This window comes from Desulfosarcina variabilis str. Montpellier, assembly GCF_048565275.1.
GTDB classification, from domain to species: Bacteria; Desulfobacterota; Desulfobacteria; order Desulfobacterales; family Desulfosarcinaceae; genus Desulfosarcina; species Desulfosarcina variabilis.
Genome location: NZ_CP159846.1, coordinates 7,176,607 through 7,200,486, shown reverse-complemented (window position 1 = coordinate 7,200,486; position 23,880 = coordinate 7,176,607). Strand labels below are relative to the sequence as shown.

The following is a 23,880-nucleotide window of genomic DNA, read 5'->3' as shown; positions in this document are numbered from 1 at the left end:
CCTAAACAGTCAACACGTCCAGCCCCAACACATGGCCTAATTTAATGATCCGGTCGAAGTGGTCGCCGTAAACCAGTGGAATATGATTGCCCACCAGGCTCATTTTCTCAAAAAAAGTGTCTGCATCCGCAACCTGAAAAATGACCCCTTCGCTGCAATTGACATCCTCATAGCCAATGCCACCCACAATGGTTCCCCTGGCAACGAAAAGCGTTTCGCAGGTGGGGCCGAATCGGCACATGGTGATCGGCTGCCCCTTGTCTTTGGCAAAGTCGTAGCGAATCGTCGCTCCCCAGCCGCTGTGGGCGAATGAACGGATACCATAGGATGCGTTTGTTGTATCGTAGCCGAAAAGCTACCGGTTGGGAACGGCGTGGAAGGTAAAGACAAGATTGTCCATGTCTTCCAATCCTGTCTTTTCAATATGTTCTGGATGCCCCCGGGTCGAGCCCGGGGCAGGCTTATCAGGTCTGGCATGACGAGTCAGGCAGTTTTTAAGCAGCATTGGGGTCAACAGAAAAGCGGAGGTGGGTGCACAAAAAAAGGTTGACATTTAACAATTAATAAAATAGATACTTCTATTAAAAGTAGAATCTAAAAATAAAAAAAAGGCAGTCTTACGGCAATCGGGCAATACCGCCAGCGATTGGCAGTGAAGGCGCTTGGACACCGGTGAAAAAGTGGTGGTCCATGCGCCTTTTTTATTCGGACCTAAACTGGGCGATTCAAATTCTGGGAGGCAATAATGACCTACCGTATTACTATGCTTACCAATTTTCATGCATACCAGAATTTGAATCGCCCATGTCGGACAATAAAGGAGAATAGGATTGAACCCGGGATTTCGAATCGTATGCCGTCATAGCGCGGGAAATCTGCATCTTCATCTTTATGGTGACTTCAACGGGATGTGTGCCTGGGAGCTGATCAAACTGCTCCGGCGGGATGTCAAAGCGAAACGGGTATTCGTCAGCACCGTTGACATCCGCCAGGTGACTGAAGATGGTGTCAGTTTGTTCCGATCGCATATGACACGCCGCCCCATGAGGCGCGACTGGCTCTATTTCAAGGGAAAAAAAGGGTTCTCCATTGCTCCCAACGGAAGTCGGGTGCTGATTTGCCATAAGACGCGGAAGTTTTCAGCAAGACCGCCTCGACAATATACACAGAAGCTTTCCATCGTACAATCATTGCCAACATAAAATTAAATGAAAGGGCAGGATAATGAAAAAAGCATTGATCATCTATGGTTCGACCACCGGTAATACCGAAGACATGGCCGGTATGGTCAAGGCGGAACTTGAACAATTGGAGTTCGAGGCAGAAGTAAAAGACGTGACCCAGGCACAGGTGGGCGACCTGACCGCCGAACACGATTTACTTCTGCTGGGGTGCCCGGCCTACGGCGACGATGAAATCGAACTCCAGGAAGATTTTGCCGACTTTTACGAAAAGCTGAATGGTCTTAAGCTGGACGGGAAACCCTTTGCCGTCTTTGCCCCTGGGGACAGCACATATGAGCATTTTTGTGGGTCCGTTGATATGCTGGAAGAGAAGATGGGGGAGCTGGGCGGCAAGCTGGTGACCGACGGTCTTAAGATCGACGGCGATCCAGGGGACGCCAGTGGGGAAATCGCCGATTGGACCAAATCCATCACATCATTGCTATAGGGTGCAGGTAAAATAAATACAATAGATTGCGCTGGATTTGCGTTTGCCTACAAGATGCATCCGCCGGTGCATATTGGAAAAACCGTGCCGGCGGATGGAACGTTGTAGACAATGCTCAAGGACACGCAAGATGGGGCAATTATTTTTTACCTGCGTCTCAGCATTATTTCATTCTTCTTCGCGAAACCACTATTAATCTGGAGCTATTGAGCATGAAGCTGAATTTAAGCCTGAAGGATACCCAAGGCTTGGTAAACCAACAGATTCTGACCAAGGAAGAGCCATCATTGATTGGCAGCGCTTCCTTGGATGACGTGACGCAAGGCATGCAAACCTGTCTCGCCAAAGTTATCGGTCCCATTGCAAATATCGTTTTTCAGGATGCCGTGCACCAATGGAAGCAGCATACATCAACCGATTTAAATGACTTTACGCTGTTAAAAAAAACAGTACTGTCCCAAATCGACGATCCAGACCGCAAACAAATATTTGAAAAATTGGTCAAGGATTACTTTAAGAATAATTGATGATGACCGTTATTCAACGGTTTTTTTGACTCCTTGTGCATCCCCGTGCAAATCTGGTCATAAATTTTTTCCTGCACCCTCCACCACCTGAAAGCGTCGGCATTCGGGTGTTAACGGGCAGCCCGGATTTATGCCTTCGAGTCCGGGCTGCCCACCAGCATGTAAAAAGCGTGACTGGCCGTGGAATAAGAATGCAAACAATCGTACTCGGCGACCCCCAGCCGGCGTCCACGCCGGATACCTTCAAAATCGATTTGCCGCCGGCCATTGGTCGTGGCGGGATCGATATCCGGTCCTTTGCCTCAGGATTGCGGCTGATCGTGGTGGATTTGCAGCCCCATCAACCGACGGCTTTTTTCAGTGCCCAGCGTGAACGGTCTGTCGGGTTTGGATTCTGTCTGAATGGACGGTTTGACTGCCGTGTTACCTGCTGTCGCACCCCTTTCACTGTGGAGGCGGGAGAAAGCGGCTTCTTATGCTTTCCCGAAAGCATTGAACGGGTTGAAAAAATCAGAACCCCTTCCATTTTAAGAGTTTATCTGATCATTGACGATGATTTCCTGCCCATTTTAAGCAAAGGGGAGGAGGATCTGTTTTCTCCCGTCCTCAACCGTGTGGAACAAAAACACCACACCCGGGTTATCGATACCATCACACCGCTGATGCAGGCTGTCTTGCACCAGATTCTGCATTGCCCTTACTCAGGAATGACCGGGCAGCTTTTTCTGGAAAGCAAGGCCATGGAACTGCTGGCGCATAAAATAGAACAGCTCCACCCCAACGGGCGTTCCTCAAACGGTGCCTTGAAATCGTCGGATCAGGAATGCGTGCATCATGCCGCCGAGGTTTTGGTCAACAACCTTGAAAATCCCCCTGATATGAATCTGCTGGCACGGTCCGTCGGGCTGAGCCGGAGCAAACTGCACCGCTGTTTTCGCCTTGTTTACGGCTTGTCTCCGTTTGAGTACTTGCGCAATAAGCGTTTGCAGACAGCAATGCAGCTGTTGCAGGGGGGTGAGGTCAACGTTACCGAGGCGGCATTGAGTGTGGGATACGCCAATCTGAGTTATTTTGCCAAAGCCTTTAAAAATACCTTTGGGCTGGCACCGGGTGAACTACTAAAACGATCCTGGAGCCAGTGAGACGCCAGCGTCAATAAAAAAGACGCCAGCGTTAGCCATATGCCTCAATTCTCGCTATTTTCATCTTTCATCTACATAGATCAATCGGACATTGGGAGGCGTTCATGAAAAAATGGTTTGGTGCGGTATGCGGCCTATGGATGGTTTGTCTTGTGGCGTTTCCAATCTTTGCTGAAGAAAAGGATGCGGCCGTGTTGGACACGATGATCGTCACGGCGCAGAAGAAGGAAGAAAATGTTCAGGATGTGCCTGGCAGTGTCTCCGTTCTGGGCGATTTGCAAATCGAGGATGCGGGTATCGATTCCCTGGATGATGTCCATCTTTACGTCCCCAACTTTGCGACCTACAGCATGGGGGCGGTTGGCGGATATTACAGCATCCGGGGGCAGAACAACCTGATCAACGCTTCGGAAGCGGTTGGCATCTATATCGATGACGTGCCTGCGAGTATTTCCTCATGGGCCAAGTTCAACGATATTTATGAAACCGAACGTATCGAGGTCTTAAGGGGACCGCAGGGAAACCTGTACGGACTCAATGCTGCCGGCGGGGTCGTCAACATTATTACGCGCAAGCCCGGAAACATCTCAAGGGCCAATGCCGTTATGGAATATGGGAATTATGAATCGCAAGCCTATCAGGCGATGGTCAGCGGTCCGGTGGTCAAAGACAACCTTTTTGTGGGGCTGGCCGGAAAGTACAAGAGTCGCGACAGCTACATCGAAGAAGCTGGAACCGATACCCATGAGGAAGACCGCCTCTCAAGCCGGGCTCAACTCAGATGGACCCCTGGGGACCGGACAGAGATCCTTTTAACAGTGGCCAGTGAAGACTATGCGTCCGACTATGGCGAGTGGGTGCGCACGGATGACGATCCGTTCAAAATCGAGAACATGGGCCTGGATGAAGATGTGGACGTGTCCGGTAATATCTATTCCATGACCATTCGGCATCATGCGCCGTGGTTTGACTTGACCGCCGTTACGGCTGGTGTATCCGGTGAATATGACAGCATTGTCGGCAAGGATTATACCTCGGGTGGGGATAACTTGAAGTATATGGTTGCCGGCCAGGAAAGCCGTAAGGGGTTGCAGGAAATCCGCCTGGCATCCAATGCCGAGAAACAAAATCTCCAGTGGCTGCTGGGCGGATTCTATCTGGACGGGGAAGAGGATAACAGAAACAGTGTTTTCAATGACACCGGCGGGGCTGGGGCGCCGACCGGTGTCTATGCCGAAGATAAAACCCAGTCAACCATTGGAACGCAAACGTTTTCTCTGTTCGGACAGGCCGGGTATACGTTTTTCGATCGACTGACCGCAACGGCGGGACTGCGTTATGACCGCGACGAACGCGAGACCGACTTTGAACATGACAGCAATGGTACGGTCATCAGTGATTATGAAGCCTCGGCAACCTGGGACGCCTATTCTCCAAAGTTCATGATCGACTACCGGATCAATGATTCGGCGATGACCTATGCCAGCGTGGCCAAGGGCTACAAGGCCGGAGGCTTCTCTTCTCATACCGGAGACACGCCACAGGCCGCCATGTTCGACCCGGAGTATTCCTGGTCGTACGAAGCCGGTGTGAAAACCGATTGGCTGGGCAACCGGATCATTGCCAACCTTTGCGGTTTTTACACGATGGTGGACGACATTCAGATCATGTATACCGATCCTGCGAGCTGGCAGATGAGCTATAAGAATGCCGCCGAGGCGAGGCTGTGGGGCATCGAATTGGAGGCCATGCTGCGACCGCTGACAGGCCTGCAGATAACCGGGTCTTTCGGATTGCTCGAATCGGAATTCACCGAACACGAAACCCAAGCCTATGTGGGCAACCATGTGCCCCTGGCGCCAGCCTATCAGGCCGGGCTCTCAGCGCAGTACCTCAGCCCATGGGGGCTTTTCCTGCGCGCTGAGGGGATCTGGACCGGCAAGAGTTATTTCGGTGAGGATAATTTGTACAGCCAGGACGATTATGTGATTGCCAATGCAAGGATAGGGTACCAAATCGATACATTTGGCATTTTCTTTTACATGAAAAATGCATTCGATAAAACCTATTACACGTTTGCCAACAGCAGGGGCGGTGTGGATAAGGGAATCCTTGGCGCGCCGCGCACATTTGGGATTCAGGCTACCCTGAGGTTTTGAAAGAGAGTAACATCCGCTTTAATTTACCTTATGGCGACTGCCTATTTTGTATTTCAAGAATATTAGCAAAAGGTGAAAATTCGGTTTTTTTCAGTTATCATTTCTCCAATTCTTTTTTAATGGCAAAACCTATCTTTTCTAATGTAAATGGTTTATCTATATGTTGACCTGCACCCAATGTTTGGGTCTTTATCACCTCGTCTGTTTCAACGAATCCACTGACTATGATAGCCTTTTGATTAGGATGAATTTCTATTATCCTTTCGTAAGTCTCTCGTCCATTAATGCCCGGATCCATAATCATATCAAGCAAAACTAAATCTACACGATTTTCTTTCAAATATTCAACGGCTTCCTCGCCGCTGGAGGCAGTTTTAGTTTTATAGCCAAGACCATCCAATATATTACATGATATCTCTCGTTGGCTTTCTTCATCATCAATTACAAGAATTGTCTCTCCGTTTCCTTTGTAGTTCTCAATGGGTATGAAGAAATCTTCGTCGGATATTTCATTTCTTGTTATAGGAAAGTACAACTCAAATGTTGTGCCGTTCTCGTCACTTTTTACGTCTATGTAACCTTTATGATCTTGTACAACATTCCACACGATGGCCAGACCTAATCCAGTGCCGCTCTTGCCCATTACTCTTTTTGTATAGAATGGCTCGAAAATCCTCTCTAAGTCATATGATGTTATTCCCGTGCCATCGTCTGATACCGTCAGAACAGCATATTCACCTATTCGAACGTTATCATAGCCCCTCAGAGGTCTGTCTACATAACGGTTAATGGTTGATATGGTGACAGTGCCGCTCCCTTCAACGGCTTCCAAGGCGTTTGAGACCAGGTTCATCAATATCTTTCTGATATGAATAACAGAACCCCTTATATTGAAAAGATCGGAATCGATAATGGTCTTGATTGTAACTGTTGGATAATATTGTTTGAGCTTTTTATACTCAGGAGAATTCAAATAGTCACTAACCAGATTATTTATGTTCAGTACTTCTTTTGTTGTGGCAACTCCTCTTGCAACGGTCAACAGATCCTGGACAATCGCCTTCGCCCTGTACCCGGATTCTTGAATAGTCTCAATAGGTTTTCTGAGTTTACTGTCTTCAGGTAAGTCAAGTAAAAGTAATTCCGGATAACTGACAATTCCTGACAGAACGTTGTTCAAGTCATGGGCCACACCGCCTGCCAGAAGACCCAGCGATTCCATTTTCTTGGATCTAAAGAGCCTTTCTTGAGTCTCGCGCAGCTTCTCCTCTGTCCGCTTGACGTCCGTAACATCTCTTGTAATTCCCTCCACCCCCTGTATGTTGCCCGCTTTGTCCTTTAAGCAATGTGCATTCGTGGATGCCCACCAAATGGTGCCATCCTTACGCTTTAGTTTCGCCTCAAAATTTTTAACATAGCCATCTTTTAGAAGTTTTGCCAGAAAGATTTCACGCTCTTCAGAATAGGCATAAACCTCTTTAGCCATCATCATCCCTATGGCTTCATTCATTGTATACCCGGATAACTTTTGGACAGAAGGAGATATAAAAGTAATCCTTCCTTCCATATCTGTGCGGTAAAAAAGGTCGGGGGTGTTGTCGATGAGTTCCCTATACTTTTCTTCGCTTTCCCGAAGCGCTTGCTCTTTACCCTTACGCGTTTCTATTTCTTGCTTAAGTCGCTCATTGGTGTTTGATAATTCAGCAGTGCGCTCCTTCACCCGCCGTTCCAATTCGTTATGGGCTTTTTTAAGCGCATCCTCTGCCTGTTTGCGCTCGTTGATTTCAAATAAATAATCTTCATTGAGTTTTTCAACGCGCACCTTTTCAACGGATAGATGTTTAACAAGATCCTTATTTTCAAACTGCAATTTTAGTGAAGATATCGTCACTGAGTTGATGCGTTTTGCGTTTAAATACATCAGAATTCCGAAAAGCAAAACCATTGCCCCCATAGCAAAATGGATGTCGTCTGCGATGAGGAAAAACCTTATAATGATTGGCAATAAGGTGGGTAGACTGAAGGCAGGAAAAGTAATTATTCTTACAGAATATGTCCCCGCGGTACCGGCGGCCATCCCTCCCAGCACAAAGGCGATAAACATCTGATGTGTTACGGATTCGATTGGAAACAGGAAGATGCCGGCAGAGCCCCAACAGATTCCGGAAAAGGCCAGGCCGGCCAAAAACCACATTTCCCAGCGGACGACATCAGCAGGTGCTTGTGATGATCGTTTATATTGATAATAAAGCAGGCACCTAAGAAATGATATGAAAAAAAGGGCTGAAAACCACAGGGTTAATACCGACAAAGGGATCAGTTCCCTTAGAATAAAAACAAGAATGAGCGCATTGAGCAGGGTGGCAATTATACCTACATGTAATCTGTTGTATAACTGGTTGACCTGTAATGCATATAGTCGTTGTCTTTCGGTCACGGCCAATGGTCCTTTGTCTTCGTCACGCCTTCATGGCATGTCATTGCCCCTCAAACTAATAGAGATGACGCCCCCCTTTGTTTTCGCATGCTCGTTTCATCTTGCGGCGCGAAGCTCAATCGATGTAGGCCATACGTTCACCTTCCGTAATGCGGAGCATTTAAATCACTTTTTTCAACCACCAGGAATAAGCCTTCCTGTTAGCGTGGTTTCATGAGAGGGAATGTGCAGCCCTTGGGAATAGCCCTTTGGGCAGTCTCCTCGTTTCCATAATCGGGGCATGAATGGATTTTGTATACCTACATTAATCGCAAAGATAAAATGTTATCACAATCGCGTTGGTAGTCGAAAGTCGATTTTGATTCACTAAAAACGGTAATCGTCAGCGGTCAGAAGAGGCATGCATCAACAGTAATCGCTTAGTATAAATACGCATAGCTTATCAGATTGTAAAGGAAATACAAGATATTGGGGTGCGCGATCGGACGGGTTCATCTGTGATACATGGAGATACCTACAAGAATTGCCCCGCCTGTGATTTTGTACCGGTAATCCACCGTCTCAGCGGCGGTCAAGAACTTGTCTTTTCAAATATGTAGGTGGGTTAGTCTACGGTGTGATCTCAACGCGTGTGCCGTTAGGCACGAGCTTATAGATCTCCTCCATCTCCCGGTTGGTCACTGCGATACAACCTTTGGTCCAGTCAATTTCGGCATGCGCAGTACCGACCGACGAATAGCAACGTTTAATGCCATGGATCATGATATTACCGCCCGCACGGACACCCAGCTTCCTGGCTCGCCTTTTGTCCTGCTCGTTGGGGTAGGAAATGTGAAGCGACAGGTGATAACCACTTTTCCGGTTTCGTGAATCTATAAAATAGATTCCTTCAGGGGTTTTGTTGTCCCCCTCTCTCTCTTTCTTCCCAACCGGGTTGCCTCCCAGGGCAATGGCGTAAGATTTGATCACCTCGCCTTTTGAGAGCAGCGTCAATCGCCGTGCTTGCTTTTCGATCAACACTTTATCGGCGGGTTCCATCCTGACGGCGAAAACTTTCTCTTCAAGCGCTGTAACCGTTTTCCGCAGTTTGGCGACCTCCTCCGATTTGCTTTCCAACGCTTTCCGGGAACGCTCCAGCGCTGCTTGCTGGGCGGCGATTTTTTGATCCTTGAGGCTGACATTATGAATTTGAAGAACCATCATCTGGCTGTCGTGCCGGTAGTCGCTGTCCGGGTAATCGTGGACGACTTTCTGAAAACAGTCAAGCGCTTTCTGGTAGTCTTTGTCTGCGTTGTTGGGATAGGCATGGATGACCCCCATTTCGAAGAGAACGCGGTCCGTCACCGCAGGATGGGTCTGCATCATCTGCGCGTATTTATCCAGGGCTGAGTCGTAGTTTCCCTGGTTGAACAGATGATTGGCTTCCTGCGATAGCGCTTTTTCATCCATGTGACTGCAGCCGCCGGCAAGGATCGTAATGATCATGATGCTGAGGATCAAGCGGCGAAGATGCCCGCATATTCCTTTCGGTATTTCATGGGCAACCGATCCAGGGTAACCGCATTTATAGTATTCCATACTGACTCACCTAATAGTCAAAATAGGCTAAAAACTCGGACGATTATAAAATATTGAAATGTTTGTAAATATGCGGTCACCCAGGTCGTGGGGGCAGGCCCCTGTGCCTGCCCTGGTTTTGAAGCCGGGCCATCATCTTGTTGTGTGGATCGGCTAACAAAATCAATGGGAGGGGTAAAGGGCAACCACTGGGGGTTGCCCCTACGGTGGCCGTGATAACCACAATGCCGTGAATGGGCTTCAACCAGGTATCACCATGTCATCAAAAAAAACAGGCCTAACGGCTGATTGCTGAAAGCTGACCTTGAATGCGATTTACTTCATCATTGATTTCTGGAACATTTCATCGGCTTTTCTGGCCTTTTCTTCAGCTATTCTTTCCTTTTCCGCTGCGATTCGCTCTCTTTCGAGGGCTCGCTGTTCGGCCTCTTCAGCGCGCGTCATGGCTGCGTTCGCCTTTGCCATGGCCTCGTCAGCGGCCATTTTGGCTGCCTCCGCATCCTGGGCCGCCTGATCCGCTTTCGCGGCAATCGCCTTTTCCCGGGCCTGTACCGCCTCGAGGTCCTTTTGGGTCGCGCACCCCCCGATACCAATCGCGAGCACAGATATCATGCAAATCCCTGAAATCATTTTCTTCATAATGAAACACCTCCTCTTGTTTGCGTTTATCTATTTTTGGATGGGCACTATTTAAACAGAACCGCATCCAGTTCCAGATCGATTTTCAAACGTCTGGCGGCGTCCTTGGCCGCACGCCTGTTATCGAAAGGGCCGGCCAGAACACGGTGCCGATCGCCTTCGGACAGCACTCTGGCAGGAATGGGCGGCCCCTGGTGGTTAATGATGGCCGCCAGCCTCCGGGCCTCGGTTTGTTCCTGCAAGCTGGCTGCCAGAACATACCAGGCGCCCGTATGGAAGGCCGGTATTTCCGGTTGGCCGTAAAATTGTTCCGGGTGCCTGAGTCTGATCGGTTGCGCAGCAGCCATGCTGGCACGATCACGGTTCACGGATACGGGCACGGGAATGCCGCGAGCCTCGAGTACGACCGTCCTGACCTTTTTCCAGTCCAGAGGGCTTTCTGATTGCTGTTCAATATTCTTCAATTTTGAATAGACCCTTTTCCAGTTGGCAGTACCTGATTCTTGAAAGGGCGTATGGGCCTCCAGGTAAACGACACCGTCACGCCAACCGACAAGATAGGGCTGGTTGACGATCAGCACCGGTGTCTTCACCGGGGTTTTTTCAAAAAGACGTTCGATATCTTTAGGGTAGAGCCTGATGCAGCCATTGGTTGCCCTGAGGCCGATACTGGCCGGTTTATTCGTACCATGGATCAGATAGGTCGGCTCACTCAAATAGAGTGCATATTCCCCCAATGGATTCAACGGCCCAGGGGGGACCATGGCTGGCAGCGGGTCGCCTTTTTTCCGATGGTCCGCGGCAATCGAGGTGGGAACGTACCAGGTCGGCCGGTGCTTTTTGCGCGTGATGATCATTTCACCCATGGGAGTGGGCCGCTCTTGTGTGCCGACGCCAACCGGGTAGGTCGACACGGCCATCGGGTTGCCGTTTTTTTGAAAATAAAAGAGTCGCATGGTGGCCAGGTTGATCACGATGCCGCGACGCCGGGTATCGGGCAAAATAAAGTACAGGGGCAACAGGATCCGCCTTTTTGATTCAGGCACCCATGTATCGACGCCCGGATTGGCCGCACTGATGTTGGCAAGGCCCAGGCTGAAGTGTCGCGCAATATCCGGCAACGTATCTTCCTTTTCCAGCTTGATTGTCGCCAAACGGCCAATTACGTCCACGTCTTCGGCGACCACAAAATCATTTTGTTCAATCGCATCCTCCGGGTATTCCGGCAGTGGGAGCGATTTTTCCAGATATCCGCGCATACCTGCACAGCCCGTCACCAATAAGATGGCCATCAACGCAATCGTAAGATGACGCCTGGTGGATAAGCGGTGTCGGTCAAGTCTTCGCTCGAGGATCATATCACCACAAAGTTAAATACGTGTTTACCCATTCTAAATTTATAAAAACAAAAGTTTGGAATGCTCAGCTTGGTTAACAAAATATGCGCGTTAGCAGAGACGTTTAACTATCGATATTTGGGTTTCATGTCAAATTAGTTGGTATTTCAGAGCAGGGTACCCGCATTTGATCCATTGGAATGAGAGGAACTGAGATGAAGAGAAAATGGCTGTTGTTTATTACGGGAAGACTATGCGCCTGCCTGACCATGACGCTTTTGGTCTTGGCCTTAAAAGGATGAATCGCAGGCGCAGATCTCGGACTTTTCACGAATCCGTCAAATTTAAGACAGGCAATTTCTGCTCATCCAATAGGCCGGCATTTCATAAACCGTTTATTATCTTCTACTATTTCCCATTTTTTTGAAGCCATGATCTTCTCCTTGGCTTCATCTCTGGTTTGATGGCCGTTATCGATGAATAAAAAGCCGGATGGCTTTGAGATTCGATTCAATTCCTGTAAAAATGAACCCGGGTCACCTACCATGTGAAACATATCCAAGGCGTAGATGATATCTGCGGTACGATCTGCAAGTGGACATGCGCCGTTTTTAGCCACATGCCCAGTTACATTAAAGAGGTTTTCCTTGGAAATTCGTTTTTCAACCGACTTGATGGCAAGTTCATGGATATCCACGGCCATTACCTGCCCGTTATCGCCAACCAGTTGAGATGCTTTTTTGATATATGAACCGGGCCCGCAACCATAATCAACAACCGTCTGGCCCTTATAAATCTCAAATTGATCAAGAAGGTTGTCCACTGTAAAGAATTTATCTCTTACCTTGAATATGGCTGCCATCATCCTGAAAGCAACGTCCGGCATCCGGTCCATTCTATTTCCGAAAAATGCTGTTTTCATTTTACCTCTCTTTTTTAAGTGTTTATATGCTATACGCTAATTTCAAAAAAAATTACAACCTGAGGTTTAAAAAATTTTCTACATTGGACAGCACTTCATATATCAGATCCATTTGTTCTTGTGTCAGGCTATTCATGTACGTTTTGAATCCACCGTCCATTTGTTCATGCCAATGCGCATGCGCATAAAATGCCATTTTCCCTTTGGATGTCAGTTCTACAATGGCCCTTGAGCTATTATGCGGATCGACATGTTTAGCGGTAAGACCTTTTATTTCAAGCTTTTTAAGTGTTTGAGACACGGCTCCCTTGGTCACACCCAACTGCTTGGCAATATCGGTAACACTGAAATTATTGTTTTCTCCGATCGTTTCAATCAGATGTATTTCCGAACTGTAAAGATCTTCATCAGTGCCAAATTTCTGTGGTTTCTTTTCCAAATTATGCCACAACTTGACCACACGGCTAAATTTTTCAGCAATCGCAAGGGGTGATACGTTGTTCTCGTTCATAACCAGATTGTGTATATAAGCTAAACGCCAATGTCAACAAAAAATTCCCGACATTAACGATTCAAATTTTTATCGCTATTGGGGTGACCTCTGAGAGCCTGTCTTTTTTCATTTTGCGTCAATAAATGTTCATCGAGCGTTAGCCGGAAAGTCGATCGGAGTGATATAGGGCTTCTTTGTTAGTAGCTTCAAATTAACTTAGGTTTATAAAAGTATCGAGCCATATGGGTTGAACATGAGCGGATTGGAGAACGGTGATGAAAAAAGGACTGGATGGGGTGGTTCAAGCCGGTTTCACTTGGGTTTTGCTTCTGCTTGGTATCATCAGTTGGACGGCTGGAGCTGGTGTTGTTTTGGCTGAGGAAACGGATAGGCAAACGGGATCACGCAAAGCCGTTGAACTCGAAACAATAACGGTGACGGCACAGAAGCAGGAGGAAAACATTCAGGAGGTGCCGGTGAGTGTCACGGTAATGAGCCAAACGGAAATCGAGGACCGCAACATTGAATCGATCGGGGAACTATCCCATTATGTGCCCAACTTCATGATCAATAATGAAGGGGCCTCAGGCATGAACGCCCCGGTCATGCGAGGCATCTATGCCAACGCGACAACCCTGACGGTGTCCAGCGGGCTTTTTGTAGATGGGGTGCCTGTGTTGTCCTCCACCGGTTACGAGGATACCGTTCTGGACATCGAACGGGTAGAGGTGCTGCGGGGACCCCAGGGCACGCTCTATGGCAAGAACACGGAAACCGGGGCGATCAACATCATCACCCGGCAGCCGGATAACGACTTCCGGGCGAAAGTCTCTGCCGATGTGGGCAAACTGCTTTCCTTTGAGACCGGCGACGGGTTGAAACAGTCCTACACGCTCAATCTTTCCGGCCCCCTTAAAACCGATAAACTCTTTATGGGCATCGCCGGAAAGTTCTACCAGAAGGATGGTTTCATGGAAAACACCCTCACCGGTGATACCGTCGATGACAGGCAGCATTGGTTTGGCCGGGCACATCTGCGCTGGACGCCGGCGGACCGGGTGGATGTCTCCCTGATTGCTTCGATGCTTCAATATGACGACGATGCCGTCAATATGAGTTTGACCGAATTTGGCGCCGCCGCCTACGGGCTGTCCGGATTTGCGGACCGTCAGGTGGCTTCCAATTTTCAAGGGAGCAACCAGGCTCGCACGGATACCCAGGCCCTGAAAATTAACTACGATTATAGCGATACGCTGACGCTAACGTCCATCACCGCCAGGCGGGTCTTCGACGATGAAATGGCCAATGACTGGGATTTCAGCCCGATGACGCTGATGCATTCGGATAAGGACAGCACCTACACCAAGATATCCCAGGAGCTGCGTGTGGATTCATCGTCCGAAAACCTGCAGTGGCTGGCGGGCTTTTATTATGACAACGACCGCAATGAATTCAGTTTCGCATCGGATTCCGATTTCCCGGCCATGGCATCCACGACGCGTCGTGATTTCAATGGTGAGGCCTACGCCGCCTTTGGCCAGATCAGCTATGCACCGATCAAGTCGCTTCGCATCATCGGCGGCCTACGCTATGAGATCCAGGACCAGGAATACGAGAATCATATCCTCAATACCACCATCGATGATTCCTGGGATGAAATCTCTCCCAAACTGGCCCTGGAATACAACTGGACACCATCCACCATGACCTATGTGAGTGTGTCCAAAGGCTACCGGTCGGGCGGGTTCAACACGTTTGCCTCGGATCCCCAATACAATTCCTACGATGAGGAGAAATTGTGGTCCTATGAAATCGGATCGAAAAACCTGTTCTGGGACAACCGGCTGATGATCAATGGCTGCGTTTTCCTGATGGATCTCACCGATATGCAGGTGACCGAGGCCGTGACCCCCATGGAGTCGTACCTGACCAATGCGGCGGAAGCCACGGGCAAGGGCATCGAGCTGGAGATGACGGCAAACATTACCTCTGGCCTGAGCATGATGGCCGGTGTGGGCTACATCGATATTGAATTTGACGACTTCAAGGATGCCCTGGGGGATTACACCGGTAACAAGAATCCCTATGCCCCGGAATACACCTTCAACATCGGTGTCCAGTACCGTTTCCAAAGCGGCCTGTATGCCAGGGCCGATCTGATCGGCTGCGGAGAGATGTATCTGGACCGGGCCAACCAGTACAAAAGGGATGCCTATGAGCTCGTCAACGCCCGGATCGGATACGAAACCGAGCATCTTGACGTTTACCTGTACGGCAAGAACATCTTTGACGAGGAATACAATTCTTATGGCTACTATGATGGATACTATATCATCTACAGCGATCCGGGAGAAGTTGGGTTGCAGGTGACCTGTCGTTTTTAAACAACAATGAAAGGATTATCATGAAGAAACTACCTGAACTAAATTTGCAGATCGATTCACTGTTCGATATCGCCAACGGCCACACCAAGTCCCAATTACTGCTTGCGGCCATTGAGTTGAAAGTATTTGACTACCTGTCCACGCCGCAATCCGCCGAGGCAGTGGCCGACAAATTGGACACGCATCCAGAGTACACCCGTTTTTTGCTCGACGGTCTCACCGCATTGAACCTGGTGTTTAAAAAAGATGGTTGCTATCACAACTGCCCGGATACGCAGGTGACGCTTCACAGCCAGAGCCCGGCCTACCTGGGCAAGATGTTTTCCATGATGGACCAGATGTCCTCATCCATCATGGCGGATATCGGCCAGCGGTTACGCTCCGGGCCTTCAGATGAGCCAGTCGATTTAGGCAACGAAGCCATCTGGGCGGCCCATGCCCGCTCCATGGCCAACTACCAGCGGAGTGGCGCGGCCCAACAAATGGCCACCAGGATCGCGCAGATTGAGGGCTTCGAATCTTTTGAGAAAATGCTGGATCTAGGGGGCGGGCCAGGGCTTTACTGCCTGGCCATGGTAGCCGAACATCCCAACATGAGAGGGGTTATTTTTGATCAACCGGCGGTAACCCAGGTGGCCGAGGAATTCATCGCCGAGTACGAGATGGCGGATCGGGTGACGACCATGGGCGGTGATTATTTAAACGACCCGATTGGCGAAGGCTACGATCTGATCTGGGCCAGTGCGACGCTCAATTTCGCGCGTGCCGGACTGGACGCGATGATCGAGAAAATCCATCATGCCCTGAAACCGGGCGGCGTATTCGTCAGCCACGCGGATGGGCTCACGCAAGAGCGTACCCAGCCTGCGGCCTATGTCCTGGGAAGCATGGCCTGGATGTTCTCGGGGCAGGATATCATGTTCAACAGCGGTGAAATCGCCGAGGCGATGAAGCGTGCCGGTTTTGCATCCGTGGAGAGCGCGACGGTCGAGACCCCCATGATGCCCATGGAACTGGATATTGCCAGGAAATAAAAACCTAAGCTGGGCGATTGTCGAGCTTGCCGCAGATACAAGGCAGGTGGCTTTCCGCTATAGTCGCCTATGCGGGAAGCCACCTAACGCGGTAGATGCGGTAAGATCGGCAATCCCAACGGGTTTCAAATTTATGAGGAAAAACTTCGAAATACACAATAAAATTTACACAGTCTGTAATTCGAAGAAATTTGAAACGCCCAGTTTAGGAAAACGATTGACATGGTACAATCTGAGATGCTTTAAACAACATCGTTTGTTAATTCGCAGGCGTTCGCAAGGACCTATGAGGGAATCCCGTTAAAGTCGGGAGCGGACCCGCCGCTGTAACACATATGCTTTGACTGGTTCAAAGCGGGCATCCTGGCAATGCGTGTCACTGTTCGGCAATGCTCGAATGGGAAGGCCGCCGGGATGGATGTGAAGCCAGAAGACCTGCCTGCGGATCGGCTTGTAATCGCTCCCGGGTAAGGAGTCAATTCAGCCTGTCGTTGTGCCGTCAGGGATTGAACACGGAATCCCCGTTTCCACTGTGGAAGCGGGGATTTTTATTTTGAGGACATGTTATTATGCACCAAATTACCATAAAAGCGATAAACGGATATGAAATGGATCTGTCCGGCGGTGTTTGGTCCGATTTTACGGGGTCTGGGGAAGCATGCTGGCAATTACCGGAGATGATCGGTACAGGCATCATCAAACAAATAGAATTCCGTCCGGGATTTTGTCTGTTTATCGCTGACTATCAGGTGAAACAGGATTGTGTGTGGCAGGTCACCTGCAATCGGCCCGGGTTTGGATTCGGATTTTGCGTTTCCGGTCGAATGCAAGGCCGTTGTGTGGGAATGGACCGGTCCGTGACAACATGTGGAGGTGAGTGCCCGCTGTTTTATTTTCCTTGCCAGTCCGGCACCGTCGTGGATGGCGAGGATACGCGTAGAATTTCTTTTTCGATCATTATCGAGCCCAACGTGTTTAACACGCTTGTGGGGGGCGATTGTGAACATTTTCCGAGCGCATTCAGATCAATTGCGGATGGATCCAGGGACTCCTGGTATTATCAACCCGGCGCCATTACACCGGAAATCCACACTGCCGTCGAATCCATCCTGCGCTGCCCGCTCACCGGGCCTACCCGCCGGCTGTTTCTCGAGAGCAGAACGCTGGAATTGATTGCCTGCCGGTTGAAGCAGATTGACCGGCGCTCACAGACGCCTCTGGATGTCGGTGGTAGCACCTTGGTGGACATCGAAAAGATCCATCAGGCTGCATCGCTTTTAGCCGAAGATATGCAAAACCCGCCAACGCTGTTTGACCTTGCCCGATCCGTTGGAATGTCACACGCCAAAATGAACCGTGGGTTTCATCAAGTGTTCGATACCACCGCTTTTGGGTATCTGAGAAAGATAAGAATGCAGCAGGCAAAGCAGCTGCTGGAATCCCGTCAGGTGAACGTCACGGAGGCGGCCTTTGAGGTGGGATACAACAGCCTGTCCTCCTTTTCCAGGGCGTTTCGCAATCAATTCGGCATGAATCCTCATCAGTGCATTGTTAATGCTTAGTAAACATCTGAATTTTCAATTCCCTTTTTATCATTCATTTCGGACAAATAAAAAATCAAATGGGATTCGCAGACCAAACCCTTTCCGGTGTAAGAGCACGGGGTTGTCACGCTAATTGACCACCGGCTCGGCAAGCCTTTGTGGTCTGGGCCCATTTCATTGCATGGGCAAGGAACAGGAGGGGGGATGAAAAATCTGAGTGGCTGGATAATGGGAGGACTTTTGCTGGTTTGCTGTATTGCGACATCGGGTATTGCCGGGGAGCAAACGGATGTCAGTTTGGAAACGATGACGGTTACGGCCCAGAAGCAGGAGGAAAACGTTCAGGACGTGCCGATGAGCATATCCGTGTTCGGCGAGCAGGACATCGAGGACAGGAAAATCCAATCAATCAGCGAAATTGCGGATTTCGTGCCCAATTTTATGGTGTTCAATGAAGGTGGACCGGGCATCAATACACCATCCATGCGGGGGATTCATGCACCGTTTCTCTCCTATACGACGTCGGTCGGGCTTTTCATCGACGGCGTACCGGTTTTGTCGGCATTCGGATATGAAGATGCACTGCTCGATATAGCGCGCATAGAAGTTCTCAGGGGACCGCAGGGCACCCTGTATGGTAAAAACACGGAAGCCGGTGTCGTCAATATTATCACCGCACAGCCTGACAACCAGTTCCAGGGGAGAGTCAGCGGTGAATTGGGTCGGATGCTATCCGCTGAAGCCGGGGATAAGCTAAAAAAAGACATCTCGTTCAATGTGTGTGGCCCGATACAAAAGGATAGACTCTTTCTGGGCCTGGCCGGGCAATTTTATCAACGCGATGGATATATCGAGAACATAACCGCCGGCGATACCGCCGATGACAGAGAACACTGGTCGGGTAAGGCCCATCTTCGATGGACACCGATGGATCAACTGGATATCTCATTGATTGCTACGATGCTTGAACATGACGACGGATCGATAAATATGAGTTTGGGGGAATACGGCGCGGCCATGTACGGGGTTTCCATTCCTGGGGATCGCAAAGTTGAATCCAATCTTGATGGAACGCTCACACCACGTGAAAATTCGCAAGCGCTAAAAATTAAATATGATATCAACAACTCGTTTACATTGACGTCGATTACCACAAGAAGAGCGTACAATGATAAAGCCGATGGCGATTTAGATTTCACCAGCCAGACGCTATCCCATGTCGTAAAAGATCATGAATTAAAGGCCATGGCCCAGGAGCTGAGGCTGAACTATGCCTCGACGCAATTAAAAGGGCTGTTCGGCCTTTATTATGACAATGACTATAAAAATCTGAAAACCGAGATCAAATCGGATTATCCAAGCATAGCCAGTGTCACCGACAGGGATATTGAAGGGGACACCTACGCCGCCTTTGCCAATGTTACCTATGGACTGACCCGGCACCTCAATTTGATTGCCGGCTTGCGCTATGAACAGCAGGATCAGGAATTTGAAGATAATCTCGACGATAGACAATTCGACGATTCCTGGGATGCCGTTACACCCAAAATAGGCGTGGAATACCATTTTGCCCCCGAGATCCTGACCTATGCAAGCGCGTCAAAAGGGTATCGTTCCGGTGGATTCAACGCGTCGGCACCAAACGATTCTCCATACTACAGCTATGATGAAGAGGAGTTGTGGTCCTATGAAATCGGAATCAAAAACATGTTGCTGGACAACCGAATCATTCTCAACGGCGCGGTTTATTATATGGACATCAGCGATATGCAGGTCAATGATGCCGTCTCGCCAACCCTATCTTACCTGACCAATGCCGCAAAGGCCACGGGGAAGGGGGTTGAGGTGGATGCAGTGGTCAGGGTAACCGAAGGACTGAGCCTCATGGGCAGTTTTGGGTATACGGATTTGGAATTCGATGACTTCTCCGATGAGCTGGGTAATTACGAGGGCAATCGGAATACCTATACGCCGGACTATACCTATACCATCGGTGCGCAATACCGGAATTCTATCGGCTTATACTTCAGAGCGGACTTGATCGGCTATGGCAAGATGTATTTCGACCGGGCAAATGAGTATTCACGGGATGCCTATCAACTCGTCAATGCCAAAATCGGCTACGAAACCGAACGCTTCGATGTCTATCTCTATGGTAAAAACGTTTTTGACGAGGAATACAATTCCTATGGTTATTGGGGCGGATTTTACACGATCTACAGCGATCCGGGAGAGGTTGGTCTGCAAGTGAACTGGCGGTTTTAAATGCCCAATGGCGGTGGCGGAACTGAGATGCCCATACCCGATGAAAGAAACAGCCAAGGGATGATTATGCAAGAAGCAATACGAAAACCGAACGGGATACTGGATTTTGCCGCCCCTTACCGGGGCAGACTGATTGTCTCCGTATGCGAGCTATTGCTCAGCGGCGTGGCAAATATGGCGGCCTATCTTGTGGTTGCCCATATCTTTACGAGACTATTTGCCAACGCCCCTTTACCCACAGGCTATATGGTTACCGTGGCAGCACTTGTTCTTGTTTTTTTGCTCGTAAAAACCGGCCTTGAGTATCTGGGGCTGGATCACTCCCATTTTGTGGCCTACAGCATCCTGGCCAACTTGAGAGCGGCCCTTGCGGAAAAGCTTTTGAAAATGCCCATGGGAAATGTCCGGAAAAGGGGGCATGGGGAAATCAAAAAGAATTTTGTCGACAATGTCGAGGAAATGGAACTGCTTTTGGCGCACATGATACCCGAGGGCATCGGCAATATTGCCACGCTGGTTGTCGCCATGATCACGCTTTTTGTCATCAGCTTTAAAATGGCCCTGGCAACACTGGGCGTGATGCTTATCGGGATGACCGCCTTTTTGCTCGTCATGCTTCAGGGTGTAAAAAAACTGAAGGCCTATTATGCGGCCTCAAAAAACATGAATGACAATATCGTTGACTATATCAACGGCATGGAGGTCATCAAGGTTTTTAACCAAACCGCCACATCCTATAAAAAGTACAGCGATTCTGTCACGGATTTCAAAACCTACACCGCCGACTGGGCCAAGTCCTCATGGAAATACACGGCCATTTACAAGGTGGTGATGACCTCTCCGCTTCTTTTTGCCTTGCCCGCGGGGTTGTACCTCCATATGGCCGGGGAACTGGCCATCGGCAAGCTGGTCCTTTCGATCATGCTGGCCCTCTCCATGGGCGGCCCGCTTCTGCGGTTGATGGCTTTTGCACCCGCCGTTGCCGTGCTACGTGAGAAATCCGCCCATCTTCTGGCCATTCTCCAGGAGGAAGAACTGTGCACCAGTGGTCATCCTCAGATGCCGAAACGCTTTGATATTGACATATCGGATTTGTGTTTTGCCTACACGGACAAGAATGTATTGGAAGATATTCAGCTGTCTTTTGCTGAAAATACCTTGAGTGCGCTCGTGGGTGAATCCGGCGCAGGCAAAACCACCCTGGCAAGGCTTCTGGTTCGCTTTTGGGACTATCACAGCGGGGATATCAAAATCGGCGGGATCTCTGTCCGGGATATTCCCGTTGATCATCTGATGCAGTGCATCAGCTATGTGTCCCAGGACAATTTTCTGTTCCGCATGTCCATCAAGGAGAACATCCGCATCGGCAAGCCCGACGCCACCCAGGAAGAAATTGTCAAGGCCGCCAAAGCCGCCTGCTGCCATGATTTCATCATGCAGACACCCGGCGGATACGATACTGTTGTCAGGGCGTCCGGCTCGACCCTGTCCGGCGGGGAGCGGCAACGAATCACCATTGCCCGGGCCATCATCAAAAACGCGCCGATTATCATTCTGGACGAGGCAACCTCCTTCACCGACCCCGAAAACGAGGACAAGCTCCAGGATGCCCTGGGGGAGTTGATTTTTGGCAAAACCGTGATTGTCATTGCCCATCGTCTGTCCACCATTGTGCATGCGGACCAGATTGTGGTGCTCGATGGCGGCAAGGTGCACCAGGCAGGCACCCATCGGGAGCTGATGCAGTCAAGCCAGATTTACAGGCGGCTGTGGCAGGCCCATGAAAAAGTTGCCGGGTGGAGTATCAACGTGGGAGGAGGCACCAGATGATTGCCTATTACAAACGCATCATGGCCTTCTTGGGCCGGCATCGGAAACGGGTTCAGCGGGGAATCTTTTTGGCCTTTTTTGAAAGCCTGTTTGCCAATGTGCCGGTGGCCATGCTTCTTTATGCCTTTACAAAACTGGCCAATGACACGCTGACTGAAAGCGACATTCTCCTGGTGTTTGTGGTCATGCTGTCGGCGGTTCTCATCAGGATACTGCTCGCCTGGTTGATTGATCATCTCATGTTTCTGGCGACCTACGATGCCTGCGAAAGGCAGCGGCTTGGTATCGGCGACCGGTTCCGGTATTTTGCCATGGGATTTTTTACCCGGGGGAATCTGGGCCGGGTCGCCGCGATCATCTCGACCGATCTCACCTTTATTGAGGAAAGGGCCATACGGGATCTGGATATCATGGTCACCGCCGTTGCCATGACCCTGATCGGCTGTGTGATGCTGTCCGTGGCCGATGTTCGCATCGGTGCCATTGCCATCATTGTGTCGGGTGTGTCCATAGGGCTTGCCGGGTGGATAGAAAAGATCTGCCGGGAGGAGTCGGCCCTCAGGCAGGAACAGCAGGGCAAGCTCACCGAGGCCATCCTGGAATACGCCATGGGGATTTCGGTCATCAAGGCGTTCAATATTGCGGGGAAGAGAGCCAAGACCGCCAAAAAAGCCATCCGAGATACCAAAGCGGGCAGCATCCGGTTTGAAAAACGCTATATCCCGCCTGGTTTTGTCTACAAGGCGGGCTTTCTTGTGGCCACAGCGTTGATCCTATGGACCAGCCTTGTATTTTACAAAGACGGAACGCTTGGCATTGAGTTTACGCTGGTTTTTGTGATCTTTGCCTTTTACGTGTTTTTGCCGGCCATGAATCTGGGCGGCGCCATTCCTACCTTTGCAGTGGGAGAAGCAGGCCTCAATCGTTATGAGGCGTTGAAAAATCAACCCATCATGGGGAGGGATGGCCGGGATATTATCATCGACAATCACGAGATTGGATTCCAGGACGTCAGCTTTGCCTACGATGACAAAACGGTGTTGAAAAATATCAGTTTCACCGCCAGGCCCGGCACCATGACCGCACTTGTGGGGCAATCGGGTTCCGGCAAAACAACCATTGCCAATCTCATTGTCAGGTTCTGGGACGTAAACGAGGGCGCGGTTACTATCGGCGACACGGACATCAGGCAAATGACCACCGATTGTCTGCTGGAGAATATCAGCATGGTGTTTCAGCGGGTCTATCTGTTCCATGACACCATTAAAAACAATATCAGATTCGGTAAACCCGATGCCACCGACGAAGAAATCATGGCTGCGGCCCGCGCGGCAAGATGTCATGATTTTATCAGCGCCTTGCCCCAGGGGTATGACACCCTGGTCACCGAAGCGGGAAGCTCTCTTTCCGGCGGTGAAAAGCAAAGAATTTCCATCGCCAGGGCCATCCTCAAGGATGCGCCCATTGTGCTGCTGGATGAGGCCACGGCCAGCATCGACCCGGATAACGAAAAATACATTCAGGCAGCCATCGGGGCGCTTGTCAACAACAAAACCCTGATCGTCATTGCCCACCGATTGTCCACCATCCGGCATGCGGACCAGATTCTCGTCATTGACAAGGGAGAAATTGTTGAACGCGGCAGGCACGAGGCGTTGCTGGAAAAACAAGGCGTCTATCATCGATTATGGACGAAGCGGATAACCGCCCGCAGTTGGAAAATGAAAGGGAATCTGGTTAATTGATAGGCTCCCACGGGCAGCGGGGTTCCTTCATCAAAAAGAACCATAGCGCGTACGATTGCAGAAACGCCCATGATGCCCATGGAACTGGATATTGCCAGGCAATAAAAACCTAAGCTCGACAATCGCCCAGTTTAGGAAAACGATTGACATGGCACAATCTGAGATGTTTTAAA

The 23,880-nt window shown here is 49.8% G+C and carries 18 protein-coding genes and 1 riboswitch; of the genes, 10 read left to right on the top strand and 8 right to left on the bottom strand.

Annotated features, from left to right (window positions below; all coding sequences use genetic code 11):
• Position 1: 1 nt before the first annotated feature.
• Both Dvar_RS32520 and Dvar_RS32515 read right to left on the bottom strand, forming a co-directional pair.
• On the bottom strand, positions 2 to 241 hold the full coding sequence (locus Dvar_RS32520) for a hypothetical protein (protein ID WP_419657290.1): 240 nt from the start codon (positions 239 to 241) through the stop codon (positions 2 to 4).
• A gap of 526 nt (positions 242 to 767) precedes the next feature.
• Complete coding sequence (locus Dvar_RS32515) at positions 768 to 1,028, bottom strand: hypothetical protein (RefSeq protein WP_419657289.1); 261 nt, start codon at positions 1,026 to 1,028, stop codon at positions 768 to 770.
• 196 nt (positions 1,029 to 1,224) lie between these two features.
• Between Dvar_RS32515 and Dvar_RS32510 the strand changes: the two genes are divergently transcribed.
• The 4 genes from Dvar_RS32510 to Dvar_RS32495 all read left to right on the top strand — a co-directional run bounded on the left by Dvar_RS32510 (position 1,225) and on the right by Dvar_RS32495 (position 5,499).
• Complete coding sequence (locus Dvar_RS32510) at positions 1,225 to 1,671, top strand: flavodoxin (protein ID WP_419657288.1); 447 nt, start codon at positions 1,225 to 1,227, stop codon at positions 1,669 to 1,671.
• A gap of 26 nt (positions 1,672 to 1,697) precedes the next feature.
• A complete protein-coding gene (locus Dvar_RS32505; RefSeq protein WP_419657287.1) occupies positions 1,698 to 2,198 on the top strand; it encodes a hypothetical protein in 501 nt (166 codons plus the stop codon).
• A 191-nt stretch (positions 2,199 to 2,389) separates the two neighbouring features.
• On the top strand, positions 2,390 to 3,340 hold the full coding sequence (locus Dvar_RS32500) for a helix-turn-helix transcriptional regulator (protein ID WP_419657286.1): 951 nt from the start codon (positions 2,390 to 2,392) through the stop codon (positions 3,338 to 3,340).
• A gap of 104 nt (positions 3,341 to 3,444) precedes the next feature.
• Positions 3,445 to 5,499: a TonB-dependent receptor gene (locus tag Dvar_RS32495; protein ID WP_419657285.1), complete on the top strand. Its 2,055-nt coding sequence runs from the start codon at positions 3,445 to 3,447 to the stop codon at positions 5,497 to 5,499.
• Between the two features lie 97 nt (positions 5,500 to 5,596).
• Here the strand turns inward: Dvar_RS32495 and Dvar_RS32490 are convergent, their stop codons facing one another.
• The 6 genes from Dvar_RS32490 to Dvar_RS32465 all read right to left on the bottom strand — a co-directional run bounded on the left by Dvar_RS32490 (position 5,597) and on the right by Dvar_RS32465 (position 12,923).
• Positions 5,597 to 7,936, bottom strand: coding sequence for an ATP-binding protein (locus Dvar_RS32490; protein ID WP_419657284.1), 2,340 nt, complete (start codon positions 7,934 to 7,936; stop codon positions 5,597 to 5,599).
• 609 nt (positions 7,937 to 8,545) lie between these two features.
• Positions 8,546 to 9,514: a L,D-transpeptidase family protein gene (locus tag Dvar_RS32485; RefSeq protein WP_419657283.1), complete on the bottom strand. Its 969-nt coding sequence runs from the start codon at positions 9,512 to 9,514 to the stop codon at positions 8,546 to 8,548.
• 315 nt (positions 9,515 to 9,829) lie between these two features.
• Positions 9,830 to 10,153 carry an Lpp/OprI family alanine-zipper lipoprotein gene (locus Dvar_RS32480; RefSeq protein WP_419657282.1) on the bottom strand — a complete coding sequence of 108 codons (324 nt, stop codon included), beginning with the start codon at positions 10,151 to 10,153 and terminating at the stop codon, positions 9,830 to 9,832.
• Positions 10,154 to 10,200: 47 nt separating this feature from the next.
• On the bottom strand, positions 10,201 to 11,445 hold the full coding sequence (locus Dvar_RS32475) for a L,D-transpeptidase family protein (RefSeq protein WP_419657281.1): 1,245 nt from the start codon (positions 11,443 to 11,445) through the stop codon (positions 10,201 to 10,203).
• Positions 11,446 to 11,854: 409 nt separating this feature from the next.
• The gene (locus Dvar_RS32470; protein WP_419657280.1) at positions 11,855 to 12,412 is read right to left on the bottom strand and encodes a class I SAM-dependent methyltransferase; all 558 of its coding nucleotides are present in this window, start codon (positions 12,410 to 12,412) and stop codon (positions 11,855 to 11,857) included.
• Positions 12,413 to 12,464: 52 nt separating this feature from the next.
• Positions 12,465 to 12,923 carry a MarR family winged helix-turn-helix transcriptional regulator gene (locus Dvar_RS32465; protein ID WP_419657279.1) on the bottom strand — a complete coding sequence of 153 codons (459 nt, stop codon included), beginning with the start codon at positions 12,921 to 12,923 and terminating at the stop codon, positions 12,465 to 12,467.
• A gap of 257 nt (positions 12,924 to 13,180) precedes the next feature.
• Between Dvar_RS32465 and Dvar_RS32460 the strand changes: the two genes are divergently transcribed.
• From Dvar_RS32460 to Dvar_RS32435, 6 genes are all read left to right on the top strand, one after another.
• On the top strand, positions 13,181 to 15,289 hold the full coding sequence (locus Dvar_RS32460; RefSeq protein ID WP_419657278.1) for a TonB-dependent receptor: 2,109 nt from the start codon (positions 13,181 to 13,183) through the stop codon (positions 15,287 to 15,289).
• A gap of 20 nt (positions 15,290 to 15,309) precedes the next feature.
• On the top strand, positions 15,310 to 16,323 hold the full coding sequence (locus Dvar_RS32455) for a methyltransferase (protein ID WP_419657277.1): 1,014 nt from the start codon (positions 15,310 to 15,312) through the stop codon (positions 16,321 to 16,323).
• Positions 16,324 to 16,574: 251 nt separating this feature from the next.
• Positions 16,575 to 16,781: riboswitch (cobalamin riboswitch) on the top strand.
• A gap of 111 nt (positions 16,782 to 16,892) precedes the next feature.
• Positions 16,893 to 17,885 carry a helix-turn-helix transcriptional regulator gene (locus Dvar_RS32450; protein ID WP_419657276.1) on the top strand — a complete coding sequence of 331 codons (993 nt, stop codon included), beginning with the start codon at positions 16,893 to 16,895 and terminating at the stop codon, positions 17,883 to 17,885.
• A gap of 186 nt (positions 17,886 to 18,071) precedes the next feature.
• Positions 18,072 to 20,132: a TonB-dependent receptor gene (locus Dvar_RS32445; RefSeq protein WP_419657275.1), complete on the top strand. Its 2,061-nt coding sequence runs from the start codon at positions 18,072 to 18,074 to the stop codon at positions 20,130 to 20,132.
• Positions 20,133 to 20,198: 66 nt separating this feature from the next.
• Entirely contained in the window at positions 20,199 to 21,962 is a 1,764-nt protein-coding gene (locus Dvar_RS32440) for an ABC transporter ATP-binding protein (RefSeq protein WP_419657274.1), read from the top strand.
• Positions 21,959 to 23,707 (top strand): ABC transporter ATP-binding protein, encoded by a 1,749-nt coding sequence (locus Dvar_RS32435; RefSeq protein WP_419657273.1) that lies wholly within the window; start codon positions 21,959 to 21,961, stop codon positions 23,705 to 23,707. Before Dvar_RS32440 ends, Dvar_RS32435 begins: the two co-directional genes overlap by 4 nt.
• Positions 23,708 to 23,880 lie beyond the last annotated feature (173 nt).